At 62.0% G+C, this 13,519-nt stretch carries 13 protein-coding genes; 8 read left to right on the top strand and 5 right to left on the bottom strand.

The genetic code is table 11. From position 1 onward, the window contains the following. Position 1: 1 nt before the first annotated feature. Together RhoBH5_RS16765 and RhoBH5_RS16760 are read right to left on the bottom strand one after the other, a co-directional pair. On the bottom strand, positions 2-787 hold the full coding sequence (locus RhoBH5_RS16765; protein ID WP_020909339.1) for an IclR family transcriptional regulator: 786 nt from the start codon (positions 785-787) through the stop codon (positions 2-4). Then, positions 784-2,322: an APC family permease gene (locus tag RhoBH5_RS16760; RefSeq protein WP_030536507.1), complete on the bottom strand. Its 1,539-nt coding sequence runs from the start codon at positions 2,320-2,322 to the stop codon at positions 784-786. The genes RhoBH5_RS16765 and RhoBH5_RS16760 overlap by 4 nt, the downstream gene beginning before the upstream one ends. A 348-nt stretch (positions 2,323-2,670) precedes the next feature. Between RhoBH5_RS16760 and RhoBH5_RS16755 the strand changes: the two genes are divergently transcribed. From RhoBH5_RS16755 to RhoBH5_RS16720, 8 genes are all read left to right on the top strand, one after another. Next, the gene (locus RhoBH5_RS16755) at positions 2,671-3,261 is read left to right on the top strand and encodes a MauE/DoxX family redox-associated membrane protein (protein WP_063315621.1); all 591 of its coding nucleotides are present in this window, start codon (positions 2,671-2,673) and stop codon (positions 3,259-3,261) included. Between the two features lie 44 nt (positions 3,262-3,305). Then, complete coding sequence (locus RhoBH5_RS16750; protein ID WP_270008549.1) at positions 3,306-3,914, top strand: redoxin domain-containing protein; 609 nt, start codon at positions 3,306-3,308, stop codon at positions 3,912-3,914. A 75-nt stretch (positions 3,915-3,989) separates the two neighbouring features. Continuing rightward, a complete protein-coding gene (locus RhoBH5_RS16745) occupies positions 3,990-4,661 on the top strand; it encodes a methylamine dehydrogenase light chain (RefSeq protein WP_029256402.1) in 672 nt (223 codons plus the stop codon). Further along, on the top strand, positions 4,658-5,977 hold the full coding sequence (locus RhoBH5_RS16740) for a hypothetical protein (RefSeq protein WP_270008548.1): 1,320 nt from the start codon (positions 4,658-4,660) through the stop codon (positions 5,975-5,977). Before RhoBH5_RS16745 ends, RhoBH5_RS16740 begins: the two co-directional genes overlap by 4 nt. Then, positions 5,974-7,563 (top strand): multicopper oxidase family protein, encoded by a 1,590-nt coding sequence (locus RhoBH5_RS16735; RefSeq protein ID WP_270008547.1) that lies wholly within the window; start codon positions 5,974-5,976, stop codon positions 7,561-7,563. Before RhoBH5_RS16740 ends, RhoBH5_RS16735 begins: the two co-directional genes overlap by 4 nt. Before the next feature lie 27 nt (positions 7,564-7,590). Further along, positions 7,591-7,938, top strand: coding sequence for a plastocyanin/azurin family copper-binding protein (locus RhoBH5_RS16730; RefSeq protein ID WP_003940240.1), 348 nt, complete (start codon positions 7,591-7,593; stop codon positions 7,936-7,938). Continuing rightward, the gene (locus tag RhoBH5_RS16725; RefSeq protein ID WP_270008546.1) at positions 7,938-8,261 is read left to right on the top strand and encodes a cupredoxin domain-containing protein; all 324 of its coding nucleotides are present in this window, start codon (positions 7,938-7,940) and stop codon (positions 8,259-8,261) included. Before RhoBH5_RS16730 ends, RhoBH5_RS16725 begins: the two co-directional genes overlap by 1 nt. 74 nt (positions 8,262-8,335) lie before the next feature. Next, positions 8,336-9,172, top strand: coding sequence for a hypothetical protein (locus tag RhoBH5_RS16720; RefSeq protein WP_042925930.1), 837 nt, complete (start codon positions 8,336-8,338; stop codon positions 9,170-9,172). Positions 9,173-9,267: 95 nt separating this feature from the next. Here the strand turns inward: RhoBH5_RS16720 and RhoBH5_RS16715 are convergent, their stop codons facing one another. From RhoBH5_RS16715 to RhoBH5_RS16705, 3 genes are all read right to left on the bottom strand, one after another. Next, on the bottom strand, positions 9,268-9,957 hold the full coding sequence (locus RhoBH5_RS16715; RefSeq protein ID WP_019745580.1) for a SanA/YdcF family protein: 690 nt from the start codon (positions 9,955-9,957) through the stop codon (positions 9,268-9,270). A gap of 25 nt (positions 9,958-9,982) precedes the next feature. Further along, positions 9,983-11,716 (bottom strand): ABC transporter ATP-binding protein, encoded by a 1,734-nt coding sequence (locus RhoBH5_RS16710; RefSeq protein WP_270008545.1) that lies wholly within the window; start codon positions 11,714-11,716, stop codon positions 9,983-9,985. Positions 11,717-11,865: 149 nt separating this feature from the next. Then, entirely contained in the window at positions 11,866-13,515 is a 1,650-nt protein-coding gene (locus tag RhoBH5_RS16705; RefSeq protein ID WP_270008544.1) for an ABC transporter ATP-binding protein, read from the bottom strand. Positions 13,516-13,519: the final 4 nt, after the last annotated feature.

Here is a 13,519-nt window from a genome sequence, read left to right as displayed (position 1 = left end):
GTCAGAGCAATCCGGTGAGCTGACGCGCACAATCGAGTAGGAAACCGACCAACTCTCGATCCTCGTCCGTCACTCGCCCGCTCGCTCCCTGAACACACAACCCGCCTGCCACCTGGTCTGCGTGATCTCGAACCGGTACTGCCACCGCGGATCGACCCAGGCGGCATTCCTGGTTCTCGAATGCAAAACCCTGCAGGCGAACAGACCTCAACTGCTCATACAACGCATCGAAATCACCGAGGGTGAACTCCGTGACCCGGCGAAGTTCTAAACCCGAAAGCAACCGCTCGTCGTGCGCCAACAGAACCTTCCCCAGCGCATTCGCGTGAAGGTTCTTGGCCAGTGCGGCGATTCCGATGATCTCGTGGTCCGGATCCTTGTCGACGAACCGCAAGCGCCCACCGGCGAATGACGCGACGTGCAATCCGAACCTCGTGTGTGTCCGCATGTCCTCGACGCGCTCGTGCAGCGTCGGCGCCGGACCACTCGACGACGCCGCATGCGAGAGCTCGGCAGTCCGACGTCCCAACGCGAACCCTGACAGGTCCGGCACCCGCACGAGAAAGCCCTCCGCCACCAGCAGATTCAGCATCCGGTACGCCGTGGCCGATGGAACGCCTGCAAAAGTGGCGATCTCCTTCGCGGTTGTTCCCGGTCCCAGATGAGCCACCGCCTCGAGCATCCCCAGCGCCTTCTGGACCGCACGCGGTTGTTGTCCACTGAAGTGGGTCTCGTCGCCGATCTGTTTTCCTGATCGTGGACCAGCGGTTGCACGGTCCGCGGTCACCGCCCATGCTCCGGCGAGTCACCCTCGGCGGTCCCACGATCCGGAACGAGTCGCCTTCGCCCGTCACCGTCGATCAGCAGAGTGCCAGCACCGGGCAACAGGTCCGCCGTCTCGACGCTGTCGAAAGCGCCAACCATCAGAAGGCTTTCCGGTCTGGCTCTACGGAGCAATGAACTCCACACTGTCCCCGACACAGCAACAGCAAGAGCAGCGATCGGCAGTGCCCACATCCCGTGAACCGCACCGTCGAGAACGATGTAGACCAGTAGACCGGCACCGGCGGTACTCACCGACAGGGTGCAAATCCGGGTCAGCGGCGTATGTTCCCCGATTCGGCGCAAGAACTTCCACGAAGCAAAGGCCACCAGCGTGTAAGCGCAGACCAACGCGGTCTCCACCACGCCGTCGAAGGATCCCGAATCGTCGCGAACCGTATCCGAATAGACGAATACGCCCGCCGCACTTACCGCGACAAACGCAAGTACCGCAACGTACGGGGTGCGGAACCGTCTGTGCACGCGAGCGAGCGGCGCAGGCAGTACCCGTTCGATCCCCATCGAGTACAACAACCGCGAACCCGCCTGCGCACAACCGAGAGTGGATGCGAACCAGGAACACGTCATTCCGATCTTGACTGCCAGAACCACTTCCGCGCTGGCTCCGGATGCCGTTCCTTCGAAGTACGCTCCGACGATCGTTGCGCCGTGGCCGGTCATCGCCGCCCAGGCCGCAAAAACGAAGAGGACCCCGCAGATGATCGGCGAAATGAGAACCGTGCGTGTGACGCTGATGAGTGGTCGTTTCGCTTCCGGGCCGAAGAAGGCCGAGCTTTCGAAGCCCGCCATGCTGAGCACCGTCAGCATCGCGAGAAACGGAACTGCACTCAGCGACGGATTCGGCAGGGCAACAGCAGTTGTCGTGTCACTGTGCGTCGCCAGCATGACCACGACGATGAGAATCAACGAGCACGCTTCGACGACCAGGATCGCTCGGGTGGCGAACCGGACGCCTCGCACTGCAATCCACGCGACGGCCAGGGCAATCGCCACCGTCGTGATCACCGTCGCGGCAGGCCCTCGCACGTCGGGGCCGACAATGGCGATGGTATCGAGCAGACTCGGAACTGCCTGCGAGAAAACCGAAACCGAGATTCCGAGATACCCGAGTACCAGTGCGGCACCCGCCGTCAGTGTCGCCCGGATACCGGAGCCTTGGAAGACGAAGCTGTACAACGATCCTGCTGCGGCCAGTCTCCGCGTGAACTGAGTGATGCAGAACGCAACGAGAAACACCGCCGAAGTTGTCGCAGCAATCGCAGCCAACCCGACGTAGCCGGGACTGTAGGTGATCATCCACAGGGCGATGAACACCATTCCCGTTGCCGGAGCGATCGTGGAAAGTGATTGCCCCAACAGGTCGATCGGGGTCAGACGTCCTCGTCCGAGACCACGGAGCGGGGAGAACACGGGCTCACTGTGTTGATCCGCATTCTGCGCTCGCGTGATCGCCGCACGCAGTGCCGCACTCACGGCCATGAGTCACCGTCCGTCGCGTCCAGGCCCGAACCTACGAGCGAATTGTCAGAATTCGGTCAAGTTAGTCCGCTTATGTTTCCGCGCAGTTTCCACGATGGCGCGCACAGAACTTTCAAGTGAGAATCCGACTCTGTTTCCCACCCAGCGTCATGCCGGATCAAGGGCGGCCGACGGTATCCGGCCCCTCCGGGAGCACCTTGACCTGCGAGTTCTCCGATTCTCACACGACAACTGCTCTCTCAGTTGCACCTCGTCCAGGCGTAGCGCGGTCGACGCGGATTCGCAGCATCGCCCGTACAGGATGTGTCCCACACACCACCGGCACTACCCGAGAGGAACGGAGGAAGCATGGACTTGGTCAGCGCCACCACTTCGGCGATCATCGGATTTGTTCTCCTGCTCGCCGGCATTCCCAAGCTGAACGACCACGACGGGGTCCTTCGTTCGGTGCGCGGATACAAAGTGTTGCCGGTGCGACTCGAAGTACCGCTCGCTCGCATCCTTCCCGTCGCGGAAACCGTCGTAGGCATCCTTCTGGTTCTCGGCGTGGCCCATCGCCTCGCCGCCTTGGTTGCTGCCGTCATGTTCGCGTCGTTCTTCACGGGCCTCACGATCAACCTCCTGCGTGGGCGACGCGATCTGGACTGCGGATGTTTTGCATTCGGAGTCGGCGAGATTCCGCGTATCGGATGGTTCCACGCCGTTCGCGCCGGAACACTCGCGGTGATCGCTGTGGCACTGTCGGTCACCGCCGGACAGGCTGAGATCGGCGTCCAGGTCGTGGCGACGACCTTCGGATTCCTCCTCGTTCTGGCGGGAGTTGCGCTCGCACAGATTCGTTCGGTGGTCCACCTCGGACGACGCCCGGTCGACGACTACCTGTCGAGCGCCTCCATCCGCCTCCGAACCGCCGAAACCGCGTCCCGGTACGGCTCGTGAACTTACATCCCCACCACTGAAAACTCGAAGGCAGGACTACCACGATGACCACTTTCCTCCTTGTCGCGACAGTGATCCTGGTGATCGCCGTAGCCGTACTGTTCTTGATGGTTCTTGCTCTGGCTCGTGAAATCGGCCGCGTACAAGTACGTCTCGGACCTCTCGGTGCCCGGATGATGGATACCGGGCCCAAGGTCGAACAGGCCGGCCCATCGTTTGCCGGTCTCATCGATCAGGAAGGACGGACCGTCGGAGTCGGTGGTCACCGCGACAAACCTCAACTCCTGCTGTTCACAGCACCGAGTTGCTCGACGTGCAAGAGCCTTCTTCCCGGCGTAAGGGCAATGGCCCGAGCCGAATCGGATCTCGACGTGATCATCATCTCCGACGGAACACCCGAAGAGCATCGCGAGTTCCTGGCCGGCAGCGGGATCGGTTCCGAGCTCAGTTACATCGACGCTCGAGACGTCGGTATCGCATACCAGGTGGGCACCACTCCGTACGGCGTGATTCTCGACGAGCACGGCAAGATCCGAGGAAAGGGCCTGTGCAATCACATGGCTCAGGTGGAAAGCCTCCTCAATGCGCTCGAATTCGGCACCCCCTCACTCCAGCACCTTCATGCCCAGGCGAAATCCGGCAGCGCGGCCTGATCTTCCTGCACAGTTCGATCCTCTTCACGAATCAGGAGAAAATCGTTGGACGACAATGAATTCCCGCAGCACAACATGACGGAGAATCGATATCCCGTCGACGAGGCGACAGTTCAGGCCCAGGCCGAATGGATGGCGGGCCAGGGCGGTTCGCTTACCAGCCGAACCGGACGTAAACTCTCCGAACGAGTTTCGCGGCGATCCATGATCAGTCGGATCGGCAAGTGGACCATGGGTGTGTCAGGAGTGGCACTGATCAGCACACTTCCCGTGACACGTAGTGCCTTCGCCCAAGAGCCCGAGGTTCCTGCGCCGGCACCTGGCCCCGAACCTCTTGTCCCTGTCTACGACGGTAAAGATCCGGCCGAGTGCGAGTACTGGCGCTGGTGCAACATGGACGGAACGTCCTGTGCCGCATGCAACGGCGGCGGTGTCACCACCTGTGCCCCCGGCAGCAAGCCCGGCGCAGAGTTCTGGGTCGGATGCTGCACCAACCCTGATACCGGCAAGACCTATCTGATCGCCTACTACGACTGCTGCGGTGCGCCTTCGTGTTCCAACGCATTCTGCGGCGAACCGGACATGCAGGCCGTGATGTACAACCCGGTCTCCGGAAGCTACGACCAGGAAATCATCTGGTGTGTCTCCGACGAGTCCCAGGCATACACCTGCACGATGGCGCCCATCATCGGTGAGGACTGCCAGACTCGACCGGCCGAGCGCCCCAAGGTCGGTGCCGGATCATGAGCAGTCCGCGAACCCGAAAACTGGCGCGACCCGCCGTTGCCGTCATCCCACTCACCGTCGTACTCGCGCTGGCCGGTTGCAGTTCGTCCGACAACGACGAACCCTCCAGCGCAGGTGATGTCACCTATCCGACAGTTCCGTTCACTGCACCGGGCGAGGGAATCTCCCTCGGTCACGACGACCAGGAAATCGGCGACACCATTCCCGAGCCGTTGCACGTCGGTTCGATCACCCCGATCGCAGCTGACCGCTTGCTGGGCGTCGAAGGTGGATTCGGCCAACTCGAGCTCAGCGTCAACGTCATCGATCCGAAAACCGGTGTGGCCGAGAGCCGGATCACCGTCGGCCCGGGTATCTGGGATCCGGTCATTCACGGATTCGTCGGGGATTCCGCCGAGGATCCTGCGGTGCTCGCTGCCGAGGTGTGGCGGCCCCGAGGTTCCCGCGGCGCGGCAGATTTCACGGTCAGCACTTACTCCGGGAACCTACTGGAACCAGCCGAGGTCATGCTTCCGGACGTCGCACGCGTACATTCCCGTCCCGGCTCGAACGCCGTGACCTCCGACGGCAAGTTCTTCGTCACGTGGGACGACGGTTTGTACGGCATCAGGGTGGTCGACCTCGAGAAGAAGGAAGCGACCGGTGCACTCCAGATAGTCGGCTGCGGTCCGTTCACGTGGACGGTCGATCACGAGCTGTACAGCGTCTGCGAGGACACCCGGGAACTGCTGCACGTCACGATCGGTGACGACGGTGTTCCGAAGGAAACCGCCCGAAGCAAGGTCCTACCCGAGGATTTTGTCTCCACCCGCAAGGTCACGTGGGCATCGAAAGCGAATAAAGCCTTGCTGGTCAGTGAGAACGGCGATGTGTACGTCTTCGACTTCTCCAACGGACTACCTCAGGAAGGTGTCAAGCCGATCGGAAACGCCGGGCAGGACTCCGGTCGATTCTCGGAGAACGTCATCAACGCCGACGCAACCCGGCTCGCAATCGCGTACACGGACACGGCTATTCATCCGGACTCTGCTCGGGGAGGCTCACTGGTCAAGATCGACTTGTCCGATGCAACGACCTTCGCCCCGGTGAAGAGCTTGACGCTTGCAGACCTCGGCTTGACAGACATCAAGAGCATGACCTTTTCCGTCGACGGCGCCACGTTCTACGTGCTCGGTACCGGACCTGAGGTCGAAGGCTCCGCTCCGCAGAAGATCGTGGGTTACAACGCGAGCACCGGCGAGCAGGTCAGTTCCGTCGATGTCTCGGGCAACGTCGGGGATGTCAGCGGGTTGATCACACCAGAAGTATTCCGATGAGTCGTCCCGGATCCGGTGTGGTGATGGGCCGGCGCCGCTTCCTGAGTTTGGGAGCACTCGGCGCCGGAGCACTCGGGCTCGGCGCAATGGGGACGATTGCCGGATGCAGTTCCACTGCAGCATCTCCGACGCCGACGACCGATCTCGACTACATCCTGCCCACCGACCCGGAAGTTGCCGCCGCAGAATCGGCGCGAGCCTGGAACGGGACCACCGCTGCGTTTGCCCTTGCCGCCGGATTCTCGACGGTAGATCTTGGCGGACGCCTCGTGGACACGTGGACGTACGGAGGCGCTGCGGTGGCTCCGGAACTTCGCCTGAAGTCCGGTGACCGGGTGAACGTCAGCGTCCAGAACGGCCTCGACGCCGAAACAACACTGCATTGGCACGGAATTCGAATCCGCAACGACATGGATGGCGCGGCACCCACCACGCAGGCTCCCATCGGCGCCGGTTCGAGTTTCGAGTACAACTTCATCGCACCGGATCCGGGAACGTACTGGTACCACTCGCACAGCGGATTACAAGCCGATCGGGGGCTGTTCGGCGCCTTGATCGTCGAGAACCCGAACGACATCACCGGGGCCGACATCGATGCCGTTCTGGTGCTCGACGACTGGCTCGACGGATTGGGTACCACACCGGATTCCGTCCTGATGGCCCTGAACCCGGCAATTTCGGGCGGGCACGGCGGACACGGCGGTGGGGCAACAACTCCGGCGGAACACTCGGAAGCCGACATGTCCGTCGCGCAACAGTTGGTGAGCGGCGGACACGGTTCTTCCGAACCACTCGGCGGGATGACTCAACACATCGCGTATCCACTGCACTTGATTAACGGGCGGCCACCCAACGATCCTGCTGTCGTCACTGCAGCGCCCGGTTCGACCCTGCGACTGCGAATCATCAACGCAGCGGCCGAAACTCCGTACCGGTTTGCTGTGGCCGGTCACGAGATGACAATTGTCGCTACCGATGGCTACGACGTGGAACCAACTCCCGCTGACACCATCATCGTCGGAATGGCGCAGCGCTACGACGTGCTGGTGACGGTGAAGTCGGGAACATGGCCGGTGGTGGCGAAGGTCGAGGGCCGAGATGGTTATGCGTCGACCGTCCTACGCAGCACCGACGCGTTGGCGCTGGCGAACCCGGATGTGGGCGGAAACCTCTCGGAACTGGCCGGCCGACTGGTCACCGAAAGCGAACTCCGGCCCGCGGAATCCGCACGGCTCGAGACGAAATCGCCTGATCGCGACTACCGCATCGAGTTGATCCAGGCCGGCGATCGGTACGTCTGGGGAATGGCGGGGGCCGATGCAGGCAAGCTCGTCATGAAACAGGGCGAACGGGTCCGGATCACGATGAAGAACGCGTCCACGATGTGGCACCCCATGCACACCCACGGCCACACGTTTGCGGTACCGGATTACGGCGGACTTCGCCGCGACACCGTCAACGTCCTACCCGGCACCGAGCTTGCCATCGAGTTCGACGCCGACAATCCCGGCGAGTGGATGTTCCACTGCCACAACGCCTACCACTTCGAGGCCGGCATGACGGCAAATCTGCGTTACGTCCGCTGACAAGTCGAAGAATGGAGAGAACACCTCATGAAGAAACTCGTTCCCGCTTTCCTGGCCGCGTGCGCTGCCTTGAGCCTCACCGCCTGCAGTAGTGATGCCGGTGCGTCGTCGGACGAACCTGCAGTCGTGATCGAGGTGAAGAACATGGCGTACACACCGGCATCGGTCACCATCGAGAAGGGACAGACCGTCGAATGGAAGTTCGACGACAGCGGACTCCCCCACGACGTGGTCGGCAACGGTGATCTCGACGGGAAACTGAAGAGCGAGTTGCTCACCGAGGGAACCTTCTCGTACACGTTCGACGACGCCGGAACCTTCACCTACCACTGCACGCCCCACCCGATGATGGTGGGCACCGTGATCGTTCAATAGTGAGGAGGTGGATCGCCGGCTTCGGCCTCGCCGTCGCGGCGACGTGTGTCCCAGCTTGCGGCACAGAAGATCCCGTCCCCGACGTGGTGGTCGAGATCAGCAATGTTCAGTTCAGTCCGATGGACGTCACCGTGGAGCACGGCGGCACCGTCGAGTGGCGCTTCGACGACGGCGGACTCCTGCATCACGTGGAATCACCCGGCCTGCTCGACAGCGGTATCACCGGAGACGGAACGTTCCGGCACACGTTCGAGAGCGTCGGCGTCTACGAATATTCGTGCTCCGTGCACCCGTACATGATCGGAGTCATCACAGTGCTGTGAACTCTGGCTCATCACTTTTCGCTGCGACTTCGGCTCGACACTTTTCCTGAACCACAAACACTTCGGAGGATCTGATGACTACTGTTCTCTCACACGGCCCACTGCAGACCGACGTCCCTGACATCCGGCCGACCCTTCAAGGCTCGGTCGGCACCGCGACCCGTGTCAGCCTCGTCGCGGCGGGCGCCGCTGCGGGTGCCGGCCTCGCACTCGTGGCCACGCCATCTGCGACAACAGCTTTGACCACAGCTGTTATCGGCGCCGGACTGGTTACGTCGCTGGCCGCGAACTGGTCGACCTGCGGAATGTCCGTCGCCGGAGTTGTTGCGGCGCCGAAGCAAGTCGATCGGAAGGGATCCTCGACTCCCGTCCGCCGACTCGGCTGGCACGCTCTGGGTTCGGTCACGACGGGAGCCGTCACCGGGGCATTGATCGGCGCTCTCGGTGCGGCGATGTCCGGGTACGTGCCGATCGGCTGGGCGCTGGGCGTCTGGGCCGTCGTCGCGGTTGCATACGGGCTGCATGAATTGGGTGCGGTGAGCATGCCGACTCCGATGCGGCGCCAACAGCTTCCGCGCCATCTCCGCCGCACGATGGCGCCGTGGAAGGTCTCGCTGATCTTCGGCGCGATCATCGGTCCGGGATTTCTGATCTTCATCCGCTCGAGTGCGTACTACCTCTTGGCACTCGGCGTCATGGCTTCGGGTACACCGGCTCTCGGGGCGGCGCTGTTCACGGTCGTATCCCTTGGCCGCTGCATGCCCAGCCTCGCGGCAATCGTGCACACCAAGCGTGGTGGCTCGATGCCGGGATTCCTCTCGATCATGTGCGTCGTGGACCGTCGCGTGCAGAGCGTCACCGGCGCGGCATTGATCGCACTGGGAGCATTCGCCGCCGCAGCACTGATCTGACTGTCGAGCTAGCACCCTTCACCTCGAGTGAACACACGCTCCGACTCTCCGGAGCGTGTGTTCACTCGACAGAAACCGTGCGCACTCACCCCGCGTCAGGGAATCGACAGCGCCACCTGGACCGAGTCCTCCGACGGCGACGTCACCTTTGCGTCCCGACTCCAGAGCATGTCCAGCGCTGCCTTGGGCTTGGCAAGAACCCACTCCCGGGCGGCGTTCTTGATCAGCGTCGGAGTTGCGCACCCGCAATCGCTGTTCACACCGTCTGCGTCGATGCCGACGTCTCGGCACAGCGCCACAGCGCGGGGCACGTGATACCCCTGAGTGACGATCAACGCCTTGGTCACCCCATACGTATGTATGGCCCGGAAGCAGGTGTCATAGGTGTCGAGGCCGTACGGATCCCCCACGATACGACGCTCATCGATTCCCTGCTCCACCAGGTAGTTCGTCATCGCGGCGATCTCGTCACCCGAGCCGCCGTTCGCGTCGCCGGAGACCAGGACCGCTTTAGCCTTTCCCGCTTCCACCAGTTCTACTGCTGCGTCCAGCCGCCCTTTCAGGAAAGCCATCGGCTTGCCGTCCTTGATCTGCGCGCCCAGCACGATCACGACCGGAGCATCGGGAGCATCGGCGGCGTCCGACGTGTGGCCGGCCGACGCCACGGAGATCCACACGATCGAGCCCGCGTAGACAACTGCTCCGAGCACCGCAATGCCTGCGACCCAACGAGGCCACCGGCGCTTGCGCGGCGGTTTCACTGGATCTGCAGCGGCTTCGTCCATTCGTCGATCAAACCACACGGTTTCTTCACCGCTTAGGCGCTCGGTCGATCCTCCATCCCTCCGCGCCACTGCGCTCGGCCCACAGATCCGAGTACTTTCCACCTCGCGCGATCAGGTCTTCGTGGGAACCGACCTCCTCGACCCCTCCGGCTTCGAGGTAGACGATGCGATCTGCTCCCTGAATTGTCGACAGGCGATGAGCGATGATCACCACCGTTCGACCACGGGCCAATCGGTGAATTGCCTCGGTGATGGCGACTTCGTTCTCTCCGTCGAGGGCGGAAGTCGCTTCGTCGAGTAGAACTATCGGAGTGTCCTTGAGGAATGCCCGCGCAATCGAGACCCGCTGACGTTCACCGCCGGACAGCAGTGATCCGCCTTCACCTACCCTGGTCTCCTCGCCGCTCGGCAAACGGTCGATCACTTCGCCTAGTCTGGAATCCACCACTGCTTGACGGACCTCCGACTCGGTGGCATCCGGTCTCGCCAACCGAACGTTCTCCAGGATGGTTCCGTCGAACAGGTAAACCTGCTGTGAGACAGTCGATATCCGAGACATCAATGCTCTCGTTCCGATGTCGCGAACATCGGCTCCCCCGATGGTTAGCGCACCTTCGTCGACGTCCCAGAATCTGGAGATCAGCCGAACCAGAGTTGTCTTTCCGGAACCGGAAGGACCGACCAGAGCAGTGACCGAGCAGTCCGGGAATTCGAGGCTCACGTTACGAATCACGCGATCCGGGCCGTAGCCGAAGGAGACCGAATCGAACCGTATATCATACGACGTAGGCTCTTTCGGCACCTCAGGTTCCGCCAGCACCGGTACATCGATCATCTCGCGGACAGATCCGAGCGACACCCGGGCCAGTGAGATACCTTCACCGAATCCTGCGAGCATTTGCATCGGCTCCACGAACCTCACGGCCAACACGAGAACAACGATCACGCTTGCTGTGTCGATGGACCCGGTGGTGACCAGCAGTGCCGCCAGAACCAGGACGGTGAGAAAGGCAATCTGAACGACGATCATGAAGCGCAGCAGATACTTGTCGACCGATCCGATTTCCTGCAGGTGTGCGTCCCGGTTGGACACAAGAGCTTCGTCCAACCGAGTCCAGCCTTCGCCGCTCTTACCGGCCGAACGTAGAACTTGCTGCGCCTGTGCATATTCGACGACGCGCGATGCCAACTCGGATTCGCTCTTGCCGATCGCCTCGTATTCGGGAACAACCGCCCGCTGCACGTTGCGGTAAGCCCGAATCCCCAGTGGAACGAAGACGACCATCGCGAGAGACAGTCGCCAGTCCACAAACAAGACAGCGATCGCCACTGTCGCTGGAGTCACCGTGACGGTGACGAGTTGCGCGATGATCATTCCCGGGATGCTCATCAAGATTGCCGTGCCCTCGGTGACCAGGCGAGTGAACGCTCCACGGTTTGCCTTGCTGAACCACCCGAGCGGAACCTGCACCAAGTGCTCACCGAGGCGATGCATGATTCCACCGGCAAAACCCTCGATTCCGATGCGGTACGCCCGATTCTCGGCGATCCACCGTACGGCGCCACAGGCCACCGCCACGAGAGCAGCAGTGACAACCCACGGAACTGCGGCGTCGTAATCGCCGCGAACCACCGCTTTCAGGATCGGAATCATCAGTGCAAAGACGACACCCTCGAGTATCCCGGCGAGCGTGAAACCTGCTATCTGACCTCGCATCCCATTGTCGCGCCCGAGGATTTCGTCCAGGTCTCGAATCATTGCGGCGCCTTTCGCGGAGAGATGTCTTCGACGAGGGGGTTCTGGAGCGCCCACATCCGCGCGTAGGTTCCGCCGAGCGCCGACAACTGTTCGTGCGTACCTTTTTCCACGATCCGTCCGGCGTCGAGAACGAGTATCTGATCTGCGTATCAGACGGTGTGCAGTCGATGAGCGATCACCATCAGGGTGCCGCCGTCTGCACTGATCTCGCCCAGTGCGCGTTGAACGGCCGATTCACTGTGGGGATCGGCCTGCGAAGTCGCCTCGTCCAGGATGACGATCGGCGGGTTCTGAAGGATGGCGCGGGCGATCGTCAGGCGTTGCTTCTCCCCACCCGACAGCTCACCGCCCGAACCACCACCGATCTCGGTGTCGTACCCCTCCGGCAGTCGCATGATCACGTCGTGAATCTGCGCCCGCCTCGCCGCTGTCTCCACTTCCAGATCCGTTGCATCCGGTCGACCGAGCCGAATATTCTCGCGCACGCTGTCCCGCAGGAGCACGACATCTTGGAAGACGATGGCCATTGATCTCAAGAGTTCGCGACTGGACTGATCTCGTAAATCACTTCCGCCCAGTCGAATAGACCCGTCCGTGACGTCCCAGAACCGCGGAAGTAGACGCGCCAAAGTGGTCTTTCCGGAGCCGGAGGGGCCAACGATCGCGGTCACGGTGCCCGGTTGCATCTCGAAGGAGATGTTCTCGAGGACGCGCTGCCCAATGGTGTATTCGAAGCCGACGCTGTCGAATTCGACCAAAGTGCTGCGAGCAGGCACTGCATCCTGAGGTTCGGCCAGTTCTGGTTCGCCGAGGATGCTCTCGACGTGAGTCGCTCCCAGTTGGCCTTCGCGGTAGAGGTTGGCCATCGTTCCCATGTGCAGAACCGACGACGGAACACCGATTCCGACGACCAGAAAGGCAACAAGAGCTACCGGGGTAATCCAACCCCCGGACAACATTGCAGTTCCCGTCGCCGTGATGACCACGATGAGTACCGCCGGTGAGAGGAGGATCGACATCGCGACCACCGGCCTTCCCATCCCCGACATCCATCGCACGCACACCGCAACCATCGAATCGACAGCGCTCGAGTAGCGCGCGAATGCGCGACTCCCACTCCCGTACGTCTTGACAACCTCGATACCGTCGCCCAGTTCTACTGTCGCAGAGGTCAATGTCGACATTGCAAGATTCCAGGAGTCGACGTTCGTTCGATAGGCTCTGCGCATCGACGGCGCGGCGAGAGCGAGACACACTCCGATGTAGCCGAGCAGGACCAGGCTGAACTTCCAGTCCATCGCCACCAGATAGATCAGGGCCACTATCGGCGACAGGATCGCGGGCACCACGTCGGCGGGAAGGTGAGCGACGAGAAGATGCATCCGCTTCACGTCGTCCGTCATCGCCTGCTTCACTTCACCGGTGCCACCATTTGCAAACCACCCCAGAGGAACTCGGGACAGATGCCGAGCGATACGCGAGCGGATCGAGTATTTGAAATGCGCGTCGGCGGTGTGACAGACGGTCAGTGCTGCGTTGTAGACGACAAAACCGAGAATTGTGCCCGCTGCACCGATTGCGGCCCACATCCAGACCAGGTTCAACGACGAGCCGGTCAGGAGCACCCGCGTGATCTCGACCACCGCAACGTAGGGCAGGAATCGCAACGGCACCGACAGTGCCGACAGACCCGCCCCTAGGAGGAGTTGATTTCTCACCGGCGCGATCATCCTGCCCAAAGCGTCTCGGTCGACGAGTCCAGGCGAGTCTTCCGGGGCTGCGGACTCGTTCATTTTCATTGCC

The sequence above is a fragment of the Rhodococcus sp. BH5 genome (assembly GCF_027583855.1).
Taxonomy (GTDB): Bacteria; Actinomycetota; Actinomycetes; order Mycobacteriales; family Mycobacteriaceae; genus Rhodococcus_F; species Rhodococcus_F qingshengii.
This window is presented reverse-complemented; position numbering and strand designations above follow the sequence as displayed.

Bases quoted from the DNA above. Each gene is read 5' to 3' on its own strand.
- RhoBH5_RS16760 (WP_030536507.1), bottom strand. From the start codon at position 2,322: ATGGCCGTGAGTGCGGCACTGCGTGCGGCGATCACGCGAGCGCAGAAT.
- RhoBH5_RS16755 (WP_063315621.1), top strand. From the start codon at position 2,671: ATGGACTTGGTCAGCGCCACCACTTCGGCGATCATCGGATTTGTTCTC.
- RhoBH5_RS16750 (WP_270008549.1), top strand. From the start codon at position 3,306: ATGACCACTTTCCTCCTTGTCGCGACAGTGATCCTGGTGATCGCCGTA.
- RhoBH5_RS16745 (WP_029256402.1), top strand. From the start codon at position 3,990: ATGACGGAGAATCGATATCCCGTCGACGAGGCGACAGTTCAGGCCCAG.
- RhoBH5_RS16740 (WP_270008548.1), top strand. From the start codon at position 4,658: ATGAGCAGTCCGCGAACCCGAAAACTGGCGCGACCCGCCGTTGCCGTC.
- RhoBH5_RS16735 (WP_270008547.1), top strand. From the start codon at position 5,974: ATGAGTCGTCCCGGATCCGGTGTGGTGATGGGCCGGCGCCGCTTCCTG.
- RhoBH5_RS16730 (WP_003940240.1), top strand. From the start codon at position 7,591: ATGAAGAAACTCGTTCCCGCTTTCCTGGCCGCGTGCGCTGCCTTGAGC.
- RhoBH5_RS16720 (WP_042925930.1), top strand. From the start codon at position 8,336: ATGACTACTGTTCTCTCACACGGCCCACTGCAGACCGACGTCCCTGAC.
- RhoBH5_RS16715 (WP_019745580.1), bottom strand. From the start codon at position 9,957: ATGGACGAAGCCGCTGCAGATCCAGTGAAACCGCCGCGCAAGCGCCGG.
- RhoBH5_RS16710 (WP_270008545.1), bottom strand. From the start codon at position 11,716: ATGATTCGAGACCTGGACGAAATCCTCGGGCGCGACAATGGGATGCGA.
- RhoBH5_RS16705 (WP_270008544.1), bottom strand. From the start codon at position 13,515: ATGAAAATGAACGAGTCCGCAGCCCCGGAAGACTCGCCTGGACTCGTC.